A 12962-nucleotide genomic window follows, 5' to 3' on the forward strand; every position below is an offset into this window, starting at 1 on the left:
GCTCGGTCCCTGGCCGAGTCCGCCTTCCCCCGGAGGACCCATGCGCAACCCCCTCACGCTCGCACGCGAAGCCTGGAGAATGGTGCGAGTGCTCCAGGACCCGAATCGTCTCCAGGACATCATCGACCTGGCCCGAGTCCTCGCACCGCCCATGGCCATGCGCCGCGTGGTGGAGCGGCTGATGCAATCCCCCACCGCCGCGCGCGCCTTCGTCGAGCGCCCCCGCGTCGGAATGCTTCCACTCGCCACGCTGCGCACGCTGCCCGAAGGCACCCTCGGCCGCGCGTTCGCCGACCACCTCACCCAGAACGGCCTGGACCCCAACGCCCTGCCTTACCGAGAAGCCCACACCGACGAGGACTACGTCCGGGCCCACCTGCTGGAGTCGCACGACATCTGGCACGTGCTCACCGGCTTTCGCACCGACGTGGCCGGAGAGCTGGGCGTGCAGGCCTTCAGCCTGGCGCAACTGGGCAGCCCCTTCGCGTTGGGCATCCTCACCGGGGGCCTCGCCAACACCCTGCTCTACGCCTTCTCCGAGCGCGACGCGCGCATGCAGGCCCTCACCCGGGGCTGGGTGCTGGGACGACTGGCGCGGCCCGTGTTCGGCACCCCCTGGCGCGAGCTGTGGGAGGTCCCCCTTGTTGACGTTCGCCAACGCTTCGGCCTGGATTTGCCAACAGTGGACGCCCTGCTCCCGGCCCTGGTGCCCCCGGTGAAGATGGACCCCTCTCGCAGAGCGGCTTGACGCGAAGCCGGACAGCGCGCGAGCCGCTCAATCGTGCTAGAGGGCGGCCCATGGACGAGACCTCCGAGAAGGACCCCCTCCGCGCACGCCTCCAGCAGATGGAGCAGCAGGCCGAGCTGGGTGGCGGTGCCGACCGCATCGCCAAGCAGCACGAGGCCGGCAAGCTCACGGCCCGCGAGCGCATCGACCTGCTCCTCGACCCCGGCTCCTTCTGCGAGCTGGACAAGTTCGTCACCCATCGCTCCACCGACTTCGGCATGGGCGACAAGAAGATTCCGGGTGACGGCGTCGTCACCGGCTACGGCACCGTCGAGGGCCGCCAGGTCTTCGTGTTCGCCCAGGACTTCACCGTCTTTGGCGGCTCGCTGTCCGGCGCCTATGCCCAGAAAATCTGCAAGATCATGGACATGGCCACCCGCGTGGGCGCGCCGGTCATCGGTCTGAACGACTCCGGCGGCGCGCGCATCCAGGAAGGCGTGGAGAGCCTCGCCGGCTACGCGGATATCTTCCTGCGCAACACCCTGGCCTCCGGCGTGGTGCCCCAGATTTCGCTCATCATGGGGCCGTGCGCGGGCGGCGCGGTGTACTCGCCGGCCATCACCGACTTCATCATGATGGTGAAGGACACCTCGTACATGTTCATCACCGGCCCGGACGTCATCAAGACGGTGACGCACGAGGAGGTGTCGAAGGAGTCGCTGGGCGGCGCGCTGACGCACAACCAGAAGTCCGGCGTGGCGCACTTCGCCGCGGAGACGGAGCAGGCCGCCATCGTCATGACGCGCGAGCTGCTCTCCTTCCTGCCCTCCAACAACCAGGAGGACCCGCCGGCCCAGCCGTGTGACGACGACCCGTTCCGGGCCGAGGAGTCGCTCAAGACGATTGTCCCGAGCAACCCCAACAAGCCCTACGACATCAAGGACATCATCAAGGCCGTCGTCGACAACAAGCACTTCTTCGAGGTGCAGGAGCACTTCGCGCGCAACATCGTCGTGGGCTTCGCGCGGATGAACGGCAAGAGCGTGGGCATCGTCGCCAACCAGCCCGCGTTCCTCGCCGGCGTGCTGGACATCGACGCCAGCGTGAAGGCCGCGCGCTTCGTGCGCTTCTGCGACTGCTTCAACATCCCGCTGATTACCTTCGTGGACGTGCCCGGCTTCCTGCCCGGCACCGACCAGGAGTGGGGCGGCATCATCACCCACGGCGCCAAGCTGCTGTACGCCTTCGCCGAGGCCACCGTCCCCAAAATCACCATCATCACCCGCAAGGCGTACGGCGGCGCGTACGACGTCATGGCGTCCAAGCACATCCGCGCGGACATCAACTACGCCTACCCCACCGCGGAAATCGCCGTCATGGGGCCCGAGGGCGCGGTCAACATCATCTTCCGCAACGAGTTGCTCAAGGCGAAGGACGCCGCCGCCGAGCGCACGAAGCTGGTGAATGACTACCGCGAGAAGTTCGCCAACCCCTTCAAGGCGGCGGAGCTGGGCTACATCGACGAGGTCATCCGCCCCGAGGAGACCCGCACCAAGGTCATCCGGGCGCTGGAGATGTTGAAAGACAAGCGTCAGGAAAACCCGCCGCGAAAGCACGGGAACATCCCGCTGTAGGCTCCTTTCAGGCCCCTGGACGCCTGCTCTCCCCCGGCTGGAGAGCAGGCAGGCTCGCGGCGCTCGGGAAATTCTCGTGCGCCGCGCGGGCTTTCAGGTGGCCAGGAAAGGAACCCCCATTTGCCCCACCGCCGACTTCTTCTCTTTCTCGCCGACGTCGAAGGAAACCTCACCGCCGTGCGCCAGACGCTCAAACGCGTCTGCGAGGCCGTGGAACTGCCCACGCCCGAGGTGAAGTGGGTGGAGTCACCCCCGGAGGGACTGGCCGATGGCGGCTGGCACGCCGCCGAGGTGGCCCTGCCCCCCGCCCCCGGTCGCAAGGCCCGCAAGTCCGAGCAGCCCTTCCTGGAGGAGCAGCTCGATGCCATGTCCCAGGCGCTGTCCCAGGACTTCCGGGAGCGCGTGCTGGGCATCTTCGTGGACCGGGAGCACAGCTACGCCCGCACGTGCGTCAGCGGCCCGGGCCGGCCCGCCAAGGCCGTGGAGGGTGAGGTGCTGGACGTCATGCGCCAGGCCGCTCGTTGGCTGGACGTGGAGACGGGCTTGTTGGCGCGGATGCTGGGAGGTGGCAACACCGCGCGCAACCTCCTGGCCGCGGCGGTGGACTTCGGTGGCGAGCCGAACGCCCCTCCGGCCAAGCCCCCGGAGCCGGACGAGGATGACCGGTTCGTCGAGGCCAAGCTGACCCAGGCGCGCGCCTATATGGAGCAGTACCGCAGCGCCCGGAAGTAGGTCGTCACGGGCATCGGATGACCACGCCCCTGACAGGGGCGTGAACGCCATCCAACCCAGGCAAACCGGGTCGGCCCGTGGTAGACGGGCGGCCATGCCCAAGATCCGCAAAGTGCTCGTCGCCAATCGCGGCGAGATCGCCATCCGGGTGATGCGCACCTGCAAGGAACTCGGCATCGCCACGGTGGCGGTGTACTCGGAAGCAGACCGCTCCGCCCTGCACGTTCGCACCGCGGACCAGGCCTTCTTCGTCGGGCCGCCGCCCTCCCGCGAGAGCTACCTGGTCCAGCAGCGCATCCTCGACGCCGCCAAGGCCGCCGGCGCGGACGCCATCCACCCCGGCTATGGCTTCCTCTCCGAAAACGCCTCCTTCGTGCGCGCCTGCGAGGCCGCCGGCATCACCTTCATCGGCCCGCCCGCCGCCGCCATGGACGCCATGGGCGAGAAGACCCGCGCCCGCGCCAACATGATCAAGGTCGGCGTGCCCGTCGTCCCCGGCACCACCGAGCCCATCGCCACCGAGGCCGAGGCCCGTGAGTACGCGCAGAAGATTGGCTTCCCCATCATGCTCAAGGCCGCCGGCGGTGGCGGTGGCAAGGGCATGCGCCGGGTGGAAGGCATGGGCGACTTCGAGTCCGCGTGGCGCTCCGCCAAGAGCGAGGCGCTCAACTCCTTCGGCAACGACGCCGTCTACATCGAGAAGTATCTCGAGAAGCCACACCACGTCGAAATCCAGGTGTTCGCCGACACGCACGGCAACGTCATCCACCTGAACGAGCGCGAGTGCTCGGCGCAGCGTCGGCACCAGAAGGTCGTCGAGGAGACGCCCAGCCCCATCCTGACGCCGGAGCTTCGCGCGCAGATGGGCGAGGTCGCGGTGAAGGCGGCCAAGGCCGTCAACTACGTGGGCGCCGGCACGGTGGAGTTCCTGGTCGACGTGCACCGCAACTTCTACTTCCTGGAGATGAACACCCGCCTCCAGGTGGAGCACCCGGTGACGGAGTGGGTGACGGGGCTGGACCTCGTCGCGCTGCAAATCAAGGTCGCCGAGGGCGAGAAGCTGCCGCTCCTGGAGGCGCCCACGCCGCGCGGCCACTCGATTGAAGTGCGCGTGTACGCGGAGGACCCGTCGCGCAACTTCATGCCCAGCCCGGGAAAGATTACGTACCTGCGCGTGCCGGGCGGCCCCAACGTCCGTGACGATTCGGGCGTGTTCCCCGGCTACACGGTGCCCAACTTCTACGACCCGATGATTTCCAAGCTGTCCGTGTGGGCTCCCACGCGGCGCGAGGCGATTGCCCGGGCCCAGCGCGCGCTGTCCGAGTACGTGGTGAAGGGCATCACCACCAACATCCGCTACCTCAAGGCGATTCTCGCGCACCCCGAGTTCATCGAGGGTGACTACGACACGGGCTTCCTCGGCCGCGAGCACACGACGCTGCAAGGCGTGGAGGACCCGAAGCTGAGCGAGATGGCCCTGTTGGCCAGCGCGGTGTACGCGCACCAGCGTGACGCGAAGCGCGCCAGGACGATGCCCGGTGGCAAGGCGGGCGCGGCCGACGCGAGCAGTGGTCGCATCAGCCCGTGGCGCCTGGCGCTGCGCTCCCGCCGCCGGTAACCCCACCTCCGAGCTCACGAGACTTCCATGCGCTATTTCACGAAGCAGCAGGGACAGAAGGAAGCGGTGCCGGTGGACCTGGAGGCCCTGGGGGGCGACAGGTACAAGCTGACCGTCAACGGCGTCACGTATCAGGTGGACGCGCTGGCGCTCGAGCACGGCACCATGAGCATGCTGGTGGACGGCCAGTCCTACAGCGCCGAGTTCGAGGAGAGCGGCGACGAGGTCGGCGTGCTCCTGCGCGGGCAGGTGAGCCGCTTCGACGTGGCGGACGAGCGTCGGCTGCGGCTGCGCGCGGGCACGGCGGCCTTCTCCGTGGAGGGCAAGCAGCTCGTCACCGCGCCCATGCCCGGCAAGGTGGTGAAGGTGCTGGTGAAGGTGGGCGACGAGGTGAAGGAAGGCCAGGGCCTCGTCGTGGTGGAGGCCATGAAGATGGAGAACGAGCTCAAGAGCCCCAAGGCGGGCAAGGTGACCGAGCTGTTCGCCAAGGAAGGCACCACCGTGGAGAACAACGCGAAGCTGGTCATCGTCGAGTAGCGGCCTTCGTCGGGAGCGGCGCGCCCATTGCTCGCGCGGCGGCCCCATCATCTGCCCGTACTAATCACTCCCGTACACTCGCAGTACGGCCGGCGCTCCAGTCTCCGTCCTGGTTTGTTTGGACGCAAACCACATGGCAGAGTGGAGCGCCATGAAGTCATTTCGTCGGAGAGTCCTGCTCGCGGCCCTGGGCACGGCACTGTCGGCGTGCGCGTCACGGCCCGCGCCCCCGGTGCAGCACTACTCGTTGGGAATGTCCCGAGCGGACTACCGGGACTATGGCGGCGCCAAGTCCGACCCCTGTGACGCCGAGCCGCGCTGGTTGTCGGATGAGCTGACCGCGGTCAACGGCCTGCTGGCGCGCTTCGTCACCGGCACGGAGAAGCTCGCCACGCCGGAGGCGCCCGAGCACGCGCAGCAGGTGGAGCTGGTGAAGGAGGCCCAGGGCTCGCTGCCCCGGGTGCTGGACATCCACGAGAGCAACCTTCGGGGTCTGGCGCGGTGCGGCTTCAAGGACCGGGGCGCGTTCCCGGAGATTTCGCGCCGGGGCCAGGAGCTGCTGAAGGAAGCGCGGACACGGCTGGCGGAGTCCGACGCGGTCCTCGCGGCGGCGGCCGTGCGGACGACCCAGGAGAAGTGGAAGGAGGAGTCGCCCCAGCGGGAGAGCACCGCGCGCGGCACCTGGTGCACGGCGGACCCGAAGGTGGGTGAAGCGACGGTGTTCTACGCGCGCCAGGGCCTGGACGGCGGCACCACATGGCAGTTCTGCGACGGGGCCCGCGTGGAGCAACGCAGCGGAGCGGAGCCGACGTTCGTGGAGCCGGAGGGACTCAACCGGAGAGATCGCCGCAAGGTCCAGCCTCCTCGCTACCTGGAGGCCGCCGCCAACTTCCCCGCCGAGGAAATCGACCGGCCTCCGGATGGAAGCGCCCCGAAGAGCGCCTCACCGGAGCCCTGACGTTCTAGAGTCCTGGACTCCACTGGGCACCGGGCCATCCCGGTCGCCCCCTTCTCAGGGCTCGCCGTCATGCGACACGCCGCCGTCGTCGCCATCGCGCTCCTCTTCAGCCTGCCCGCGCTCGCCGCGAGGCGCGAGGGCACTTGCGAGGTCCGGGTGACCGTGGGCCTTCCGCTCACCTTCACGGGCAAGGGCGGCACCCAGGCCGCCGCCTCGGACCACTGGATGACCCCCGAGGAAGTGCGCCAGCTCCTCACGAAGGCCTCCAGCAGGGCGAAGGCCTCCCAGAAGGCCCAGGCCGCCATGGAGAAGCAACTGGCGCGCGGGGGCACCATGGCGGGCCCCCTGTCCCTGCACTGCATGAGCCCCGGGAGCGGCGCGATGGCCGCGAGCCTCAGCATCCTGCCTGGCAAGAACACGAAGGCGACCATCCCCTTCAAGCCCGGCACGTACTCGCTCGTGACCTTCGACGAGAAGCCCGGTGAGCTTCCCGTGGCGCTGAGCCTCAAGGGCATCAACTACATGCTGACCAAGCCGGGCGTGCTGGTGCTCACGAAGTTCGACGGCACCGGCGTCGCGGGCACGTTCAAGTTCAGCGCGACGACGCACAGCTCCGCGAACAAGCCGGGCGCCACCGTCCGCAACATCCAGGTCGCGGGCACCTTCGACTTCCCGTGCCCCATGAAGTCGAGCATCTGCCGCTAGCCCGGCGCCGCGAGCAGGCCCAGACGTCGCCAGTGCGCCAGGTAGCGCCCCAGGAGCCCGGCATCCATCTTCCGGAAGCCGGCGTCTCGCCCTTCGAGCGCGTGGAACGTGTTGTGGGCGTTCATGGACCGGCATCCCAGCGTGTCGTCTCGCCCGCGTAGACCTGCTCGTACAGCATGGGCACCAGCGGGCAGAGCGCGTTGTCTGCCACGCGCGCGTCGCGGGCGCTTCGCCACACCGGGCCTCATCCGCCAGCGTCCCGGTGAGCAGCACCTCCGCGCCAAGTCCATCAGCACGGAGCCGATGCGCTCCGGCGGATGCCGCAGGTCGATGGGCACACACGTCGCGCCGAGATTGCAGCGCACCACCTGCGCCACAATCGCCTCGATGCCCCGCCGCAACCCCACGGCGACCGGCGTCGCATCCTCCCAGGTCCCTCGGCGCGCCCGCGAGTCGATGCGCGCGCCGGTTCAGCGCGTCATGCGCGACGCGCTTCATTCGTTCGCCGGGACGTCGTGGAGCACCGCGGCTCAGAGTTCGTTGAAGATGAGCAGTCCGCGCGCGGACTCGACGACGTAGATGAAGCCATCTCCCGGAAGGCGGATGCCGAAAGCACCCTGGAAGATGCTGTCCGTGCGCGTCGCATCCTCCTCTCGGAAGACGTTGTAGTGCGCCACCTGCCGAGGCTGGGTGGGATTGGCCACGTCCAGCACGCGCACGCCCTCCTGATACCAGGCGATATACAGGCGCGTGCCTTTCAGAATCATGTTGTGGATGGAGGACACAGGCCGCAGGCGGTGCTCACCAATCTTGATGATGTGGGCGGGGTCTGTGACATCGAGCACACGCAGGTGGGAGCCTGCGAACTCTCCTCCCTCGAAGGCGATGGTGCGACCCGCGAACGTGCCCACCGCGCTGTGGTGGGAATACACATCCGGGTAGCTGTACTGACCCAGGTGTTTCACGTCGTCGAGCCGGGTGATGTCCATGATGGAGTAGCCCCCCTGCGCGTTGCTGATGTAGAGCCGCCCCTCGTACACGAAGGTGTCGTGGGGGCCGCCCGCGGAGAGTTCCTCCGACAGGGAGATGCTCTGCAACAGCACCGGCTCCAAAGGCTGGGTGAGGTCATAGATTTCCGTCCGGCCCTCGTTGGACGTGGCGTACAGCCGCTCGCCCTCGACCAGGACGGTGTGGACGCCATAGTCCCCCGCCCACAGGCCGCGCACGAAGACCGGCTCCGCGGGCTTTGAGATGTCATAGATGATGACGCCCGCGACATCGCTGGCGATGTACAGCGCATCTCCCTTCGACCAGACGCCGTTCCAGTAGTTGTCTCCGGGCAGGCTGATGGACGTCTTGAGGACGGGGTGCGCCTTGTCAGTCACGTCGAAGACGGTGAGCCCACCGGGCTGTTCGGTGAGGGAATCGGACACGGAGACGACATAGGCGTGGTTCCTGGTGACGTAGATGTCCACCGGCCGGCCGAGCAGCACGCGCGACTCCGAGACGAGCGTCAGGCCTCCCGAGGACTCCGGCTCATCCACGGGCCAGGTCATGCGATGGGCCTCGAAGGTGCCGCTCTGGCTCACCGTCCCCGCGAGGTTGCACGTCACGTAGCACCCGGTGAGGGTCTCGGGCGTGGGCCGCTGGCACCCGGCATACAGGCGCGACACCGCGGTGCCCGTTCGCGAGCCCGAGGTGATGAAGAAGGTGCCGCCTTCGGTCTGCCGGGTGATGAGCGGCCTCGAAGCCAGCGTGCCGCCGCCCGCGCCGTCCAGCTTGAAGCCGATGCCGACGCCGAACATCACCTGCGTCCCACCATCCGCCAGTCGCGACTCGTAGCGCTGCCCCGCCTGGTAGATGCCCTCCTGCGGCACGAGCGCCAGCGCGTCCGAGTCACAAGCAGACAGGTCGAAGCTCCCGAGCCCCAAGCTGTCGCACCGGAGGGGAGTCCCGTGCTCACGCAAGGCACAGGGCGCGTACGGCCCCCGGTCCGACCAGTTGCCATGCTCTTCCAGCGGCGTGGCGCCCCCATCCCAGGCGCCGGGTTCCGCTCCGGCATCGGGGGTCCCCTTCGGAGTGTCGTCACAGGCGGACAGGACGCTCCCTCCCAGCAGACACGACAACAACCAGACACGGGCGCGAACCAACGACGTCATGAGACACCTCGGTGAGGGGACTGTCGGGGTACGAAAGCCTGTGTCATTCACGGTCGCCCCACTCGGAGGCGCCGGGCCAATGCTTGTCAGATGAAGCCCATCTCCCGACCTGGGCTCGAGCCACAGACGAGGAGACGGCTTCCGGTCCTGGAATTGCAGCCTGGGTCCCAGAACTCCGTTGAGACAAGAGCCGTCTGGGTGCTCCCGCGACACACCGAGACGTCGGGCTACGCTGAGCCCGTGGTCCCCTTTCACAGCAAGGAGCTGTCCATGAATGCTCGCCGCATCCGCTCGTTCGTCCTGGCCTCGTTGTCTGGGATGGCCCTTCTGGCCTGTGGCGTGGGCGCTCCCGAGGTCGAGCCCGTGAGCCCGGAGACGACCGACAGCGAGTCCTCCACCCAGGCCCAGATGTCCTGCGCGGACGAGTGCTACCAGGCCAACTTCTGGTGCGAAGTCCAGTGTCAGGCGACGAGCGAGCAGTGCGCCGCGGCCATCTCCATCTGTTACGACTCGTGCAACCGCGGCGTCGGCCCCTGGCTGCCCTGCTGAGTCGGAGCACCGCCGCCCGGGTGAGGTGAGCTGCCCACCCGGGCGTGGCGTCATGACCTCAGAAGAGGTCCAGCGTCTCAGTGACCGCGCGGACCTCTTCGACGGCGCGCACCGAACCAGGCCAGGCCGAGGAACATCCACGGCAGGAGCGCGGAGGAAGGCGTCGACTGGCAACCGCAGCCGCCGCTGTCGGGCCTGGGCCCCGCACCGCCCGCATCCACGGCTCCGCCGTCCGGACCACTAGGACACCTGCCCCCGTCACAGCGTGGAGTTCCGCTGTCTTCCTGGCCGGGGCACTCGCCTCCATCGCAGCTTGAAGTTCCGCTGTCTCCCTCGCCGGGGCACTCGCCTCCGTCACAGCTTGGAGTTCCGCTGTCTCCCTCGCCGGGGCACTCATCGCCGTCGCAGCTTGGAGTTCCGCTGTCCTCCTGGCCGGGGCACTCACCGCCGTCACAGCTTGGAGTGCCACTGTCTCCCTCGCCAGGACACTCACCGCCGTCGCAGCTTGGAGTGCCACTGTCTCCCTCACTGGGACACTCACCTCCGTCGCAGCTTGGAGTTCCGCTGTCTCCCTCGCCGGGACATTCGCCGCCGTCGCAGCGTGGAGTGCCACTGTCTCCCTCGCCGGGACATTCGCCGCCGTCGCAGCGTGGAGTGCCACTGTCTCCCTCGCCGGGGCACTCACCGCCGTCACAGCTTGGAGTGCCACTGTCTCCCTCGCCAGGACACTCACCGCCGTCGCAGCTTGGAGTGCCACTGTCTCCCTCGCCGGGGCATTCACCTCCGTCGCAGCTTGGAGTTCCGCTGTCTCCCTCGCCGGGGCATTCACCTCCGTCGCAGCTTGGAGTGCCACTGTCTCCCTCGCCAGGACACTCACCACCGTCACAGCTCGGAGTGCCACTGTCTCCCTCGCCGGGGCACTCGCCTCCGTCGCAGCCAGCGTCCGGTTCTTCGCCAGGTCCCGCATCCACGCCACCATCCGCGGGCGGCGCGAAGTACGCCTGTGCCACGAAGATGGCGGTGCCCCACTCCTCCTGGTCATTCTCCGGTGGCGCCAGCCCCGCGACGACGGACACATCTCCTCTCGGACTGATGCTCACGCTTCCCGCGAACACCGGGTTGCTCGGCGTCTCCTGGTCGACGCGCGCCGGCCCCTGGTCCGAATCGACGATGTCGTGCTCCGACACCACCCGCTTGAGCATTCGCCCATCGCTCACCCACACCGCGCGCCGACTGTTGCTGTCGATGGCGCGAAAGACGATGAGCCCCTCGTCGTTCATGTCCGGAGGGAAGAACTCCACCTCCTTGATGCCTCCCTGCCCGTTCTGCGCCACCACCCGCAGCTCCGCGCCATCCCACAGAAAAACAGTCGTGAGGTTCGGTCCCGCCCCAACCCTCGCCGTCGCGATGAAGGCGACGCGCCCCAGGTTGTCGAACGCGGGTTGCACCGAAGCAAACCGGTAGATGGGCGAGCCCGCATCCCGGCCCCGCGACTGCGCGATGAGCCGGGACGTGCCATCCGCGCTGAAGACTCGCAACTCCTGGTAGTACTCCGACCCTCCAGGCGCCACGTCTCCCACGCCCGCCATCTGTCCCAGGTCGTTGAACGCTGGCGAGTAGAGGAACTCGTAGGGACTCGTGTCGTCGAGCGTCTTCTCCTTCGCCAGATACGTCGTCGTCCAACCCGCACCCTGCGGCGTCAGCACCACGTAGCCACGGCCGACGAAGTTGAAGTTGGCTCGGAACCCGAGCTGCCCCGAATCATTGAGCGCAAGGCTGGACCAGTCCGACGCCCCGAGCGGCTCGCGGATGATGCGCACGTCGTTCGGCGCCTCGGTGCGCAGCAGATAGATGCCATTGCTCGTCACGGCACTCGCCCCCGTGACGGCGAACGCGACAAGCCCCGACGAGTTGAACCCCGGGTCGCTCGCGCGCGCATCCTCCCCCAGGTCCGGCAACAGGTAACGGTGATGGCCCGCGGCGTCGCTTCCCCACCAGATGGCGTTGGGCCCCTCGGGGGTAATCGACAACCGGAACGCCACCCTCCCATCCGAGACCACCGGGACCTGAAGACTCCCCGCGAGCAGATTGCCCGGCTTCAGGTTGTAGGCACCCGATGCATTGCCCAACATGTTGGTGCGAGCCTGAAGCTGGAGCGTGTAGTGCTCGGGCAACTCCCCTCGCGCACTGGGAGCCAGCGTCAGCACTCCCATCCCCAACGACACCGCGGCCTGGCGCAGCAACGTCCGTGCTCGTCGCATCCACGTCACGTCACACATGGGTGGAACCCCCGCTGCCTGTAGGGCGCGAAGGCTACCACTCAGGGGCCGGGCTCATGGGACTGCGAGTGGAGCGCTCGCCGGTTCCTCCGACATGCTCAAGTCGATGGTGAGCAGACCGCCCGCCGCGAGCGAGCTCGTCAAACAGGACTCCATGTAGCCCGCCCCGCGAGCACAGACGGTCAACCGCCCCGAGGGGACAGCGACAAACTCGGCCATGCCGTTCGCGTCCGTCCGCAGTTGCTCCGGATGCACGACGCGGGGCCTCGTCTCCCGCATGATGCCCACCGTCACGCCTCGCAGCGGATGCCCACTCCATCTCTTCAGGGCCCGGAAATGAACGCGCCCCAACTCCTCCGGCCTGGGCGGCGGAGGCGGGGGAAGCGCCTTGTCGGAAGGCGGCTCCACGGGCGGCGATGCCTTCTCCACCACGCGGTGCGGCGTCGGAGGACTCAGCTCACGCCGCAGGTACGCCGCGAGCGAGAGCGACAGCACGACTCCCGCGATGGCGACAGTCCATCGACCCCCTGGTGCCATCCGGTGGTCTCTCCTGGGACCACCATTGCGAGAGCGCGGCGGTCGACGCTCGAAAGACTAACATCGCGGTTCCAGAGTGCGCTCGCGGTCGGGAGGTCTTCATGTCGTGGTGGGTCTATGCCTTGCTCTCCGCCCTCTTCGCGGCGCTCACCGCCGTACTGGCGAAGGTCGGCGTCGAGGGTGTTCCCTCCACACTCGCCACGGCCCTGCGCACCTGCGTCGTCCTCGTCTTCGCCTGGGGCATCTCCCTGGCCCGGGGAGAACACGCCGCCCTGCCGTCCTTGAGCCGCAAGACGCTGCTGTTCCTCGCGCTGTCGGGCATCGCCACCGGCCTGTCGTGGCTGGCCTACTTCCGCGCCCTCCAGCTCGGGCCGGCCTCGCGCGTGGCGCCGCTCGACAAGCTCAGCCTGCCGCTGACCGTGCTCCTCGCCGTCGTCCTCCTGCACGAGCCGCTCTCGTGGAAGATGGGGGCGGGCGTGGCGCTGATGGTGGCGGGCGCCCTGCTGACCCTCCGCTGAACGATGGAG

At 68.2% G+C, this 12962-nt stretch carries 13 protein-coding genes; 9 read left to right on the plus strand and 4 right to left on the minus strand.

Features of this window, described 5'->3' with window-relative positions; translation table 11 throughout:
* Positions 1-40: 40 nt before the first annotated feature.
* From HUA76_RS00655 to HUA76_RS00685, 7 genes are all read left to right on the plus strand, one after another.
* Positions 41-748: a Coq4 family protein gene (locus HUA76_RS00655; protein ID WP_174459713.1), complete on the plus strand. Its 708-nt coding sequence runs from the start codon at positions 41-43 to the stop codon at positions 746-748.
* A gap of 50 nt (positions 749-798) precedes the next feature.
* Positions 799-2361: an acyl-CoA carboxylase subunit beta gene (locus HUA76_RS00660; RefSeq protein ID WP_141643118.1), complete on the plus strand. Its 1563-nt coding sequence runs from the start codon at positions 799-801 to the stop codon at positions 2359-2361.
* A 120-nt stretch (positions 2362-2481) separates the two neighbouring features.
* Complete coding sequence (locus HUA76_RS00665; RefSeq protein WP_141643119.1) at positions 2482-3093, plus strand: hypothetical protein; 612 nt, start codon at positions 2482-2484, stop codon at positions 3091-3093.
* A 94-nt stretch (positions 3094-3187) separates the two neighbouring features.
* Entirely contained in the window at positions 3188-4711 is a 1524-nt protein-coding gene (gene accC / locus HUA76_RS00670; protein WP_174454599.1) for an acetyl-CoA carboxylase biotin carboxylase subunit, read from the plus strand.
* Positions 4712-4738: 27 nt separating this feature from the next.
* Positions 4739-5248: a biotin/lipoyl-containing protein gene (locus HUA76_RS00675; protein WP_141643121.1), complete on the plus strand. Its 510-nt coding sequence runs from the start codon at positions 4739-4741 to the stop codon at positions 5246-5248.
* Between the two features lie 151 nt (positions 5249-5399).
* Positions 5400-6206 carry a hypothetical protein gene (locus tag HUA76_RS00680; protein ID WP_174454598.1) on the plus strand — a complete coding sequence of 269 codons (807 nt, stop codon included), beginning with the start codon at positions 5400-5402 and terminating at the stop codon, positions 6204-6206.
* 69 nt (positions 6207-6275) lie between these two features.
* On the plus strand, positions 6276-6911 hold the full coding sequence (locus tag HUA76_RS00685) for a hypothetical protein (protein WP_174459714.1): 636 nt from the start codon (positions 6276-6278) through the stop codon (positions 6909-6911).
* Here the strand turns inward: HUA76_RS00685 and HUA76_RS46000 are convergent.
* Both HUA76_RS46000 and HUA76_RS00690 read right to left on the minus strand, forming a co-directional pair.
* A complete protein-coding gene (locus HUA76_RS46000) occupies positions 6908-7036 on the minus strand; it encodes a hypothetical protein (RefSeq protein ID WP_256433613.1) in 129 nt (42 codons plus the stop codon). The two genes, HUA76_RS00685 and HUA76_RS46000, sit on opposite strands and share 4 nt — an antisense overlap.
* A gap of 405 nt (positions 7037-7441) precedes the next feature.
* Positions 7442-9070, minus strand: coding sequence for an LVIVD repeat-containing protein (locus HUA76_RS00690; protein WP_174459715.1), 1629 nt, complete (start codon positions 9068-9070; stop codon positions 7442-7444).
* A 270-nt stretch (positions 9071-9340) separates the two neighbouring features.
* Between HUA76_RS00690 and HUA76_RS00695 the strand changes: the two genes are divergently transcribed.
* On the plus strand, positions 9341-9619 hold the full coding sequence (locus HUA76_RS00695) for a hypothetical protein (RefSeq protein WP_174459716.1): 279 nt from the start codon (positions 9341-9343) through the stop codon (positions 9617-9619).
* 77 nt (positions 9620-9696) lie between these two features.
* On the opposite strand, the gene HUA76_RS00700 is transcribed toward HUA76_RS00695, so the two are convergent.
* Together HUA76_RS00700 and HUA76_RS00705 are read right to left on the minus strand one after the other, a co-directional pair.
* Entirely contained in the window at positions 9697-11880 is a 2184-nt protein-coding gene (locus HUA76_RS00700; RefSeq protein ID WP_174459717.1) for an MXAN_5453 family MXYO-CTERM-anchored protein, read from the minus strand.
* Between the two features lie 72 nt (positions 11881-11952).
* A complete protein-coding gene (locus HUA76_RS00705) occupies positions 11953-12435 on the minus strand; it encodes a hypothetical protein (RefSeq protein ID WP_174454593.1) in 483 nt (160 codons plus the stop codon).
* A 101-nt stretch (positions 12436-12536) separates the two neighbouring features.
* Here HUA76_RS00705 and HUA76_RS00710 point away from each other — a divergent pair, with 101 nt between their 5' ends.
* Positions 12537-12953, plus strand: coding sequence for an EamA family transporter (locus tag HUA76_RS00710; RefSeq protein WP_174459718.1), 417 nt, complete (start codon positions 12537-12539; stop codon positions 12951-12953).
* Positions 12954-12962 lie beyond the last annotated feature (9 nt).

Source organism: Myxococcus sp. CA056 (genome assembly GCF_013336715.1).
GTDB classification, from domain to species: domain Bacteria; phylum Myxococcota; class Myxococcia; order Myxococcales; family Myxococcaceae; genus Myxococcus; species Myxococcus llanfairpwllgwyngyllgogerychwyrndrobwllllantysiliogogogochensis.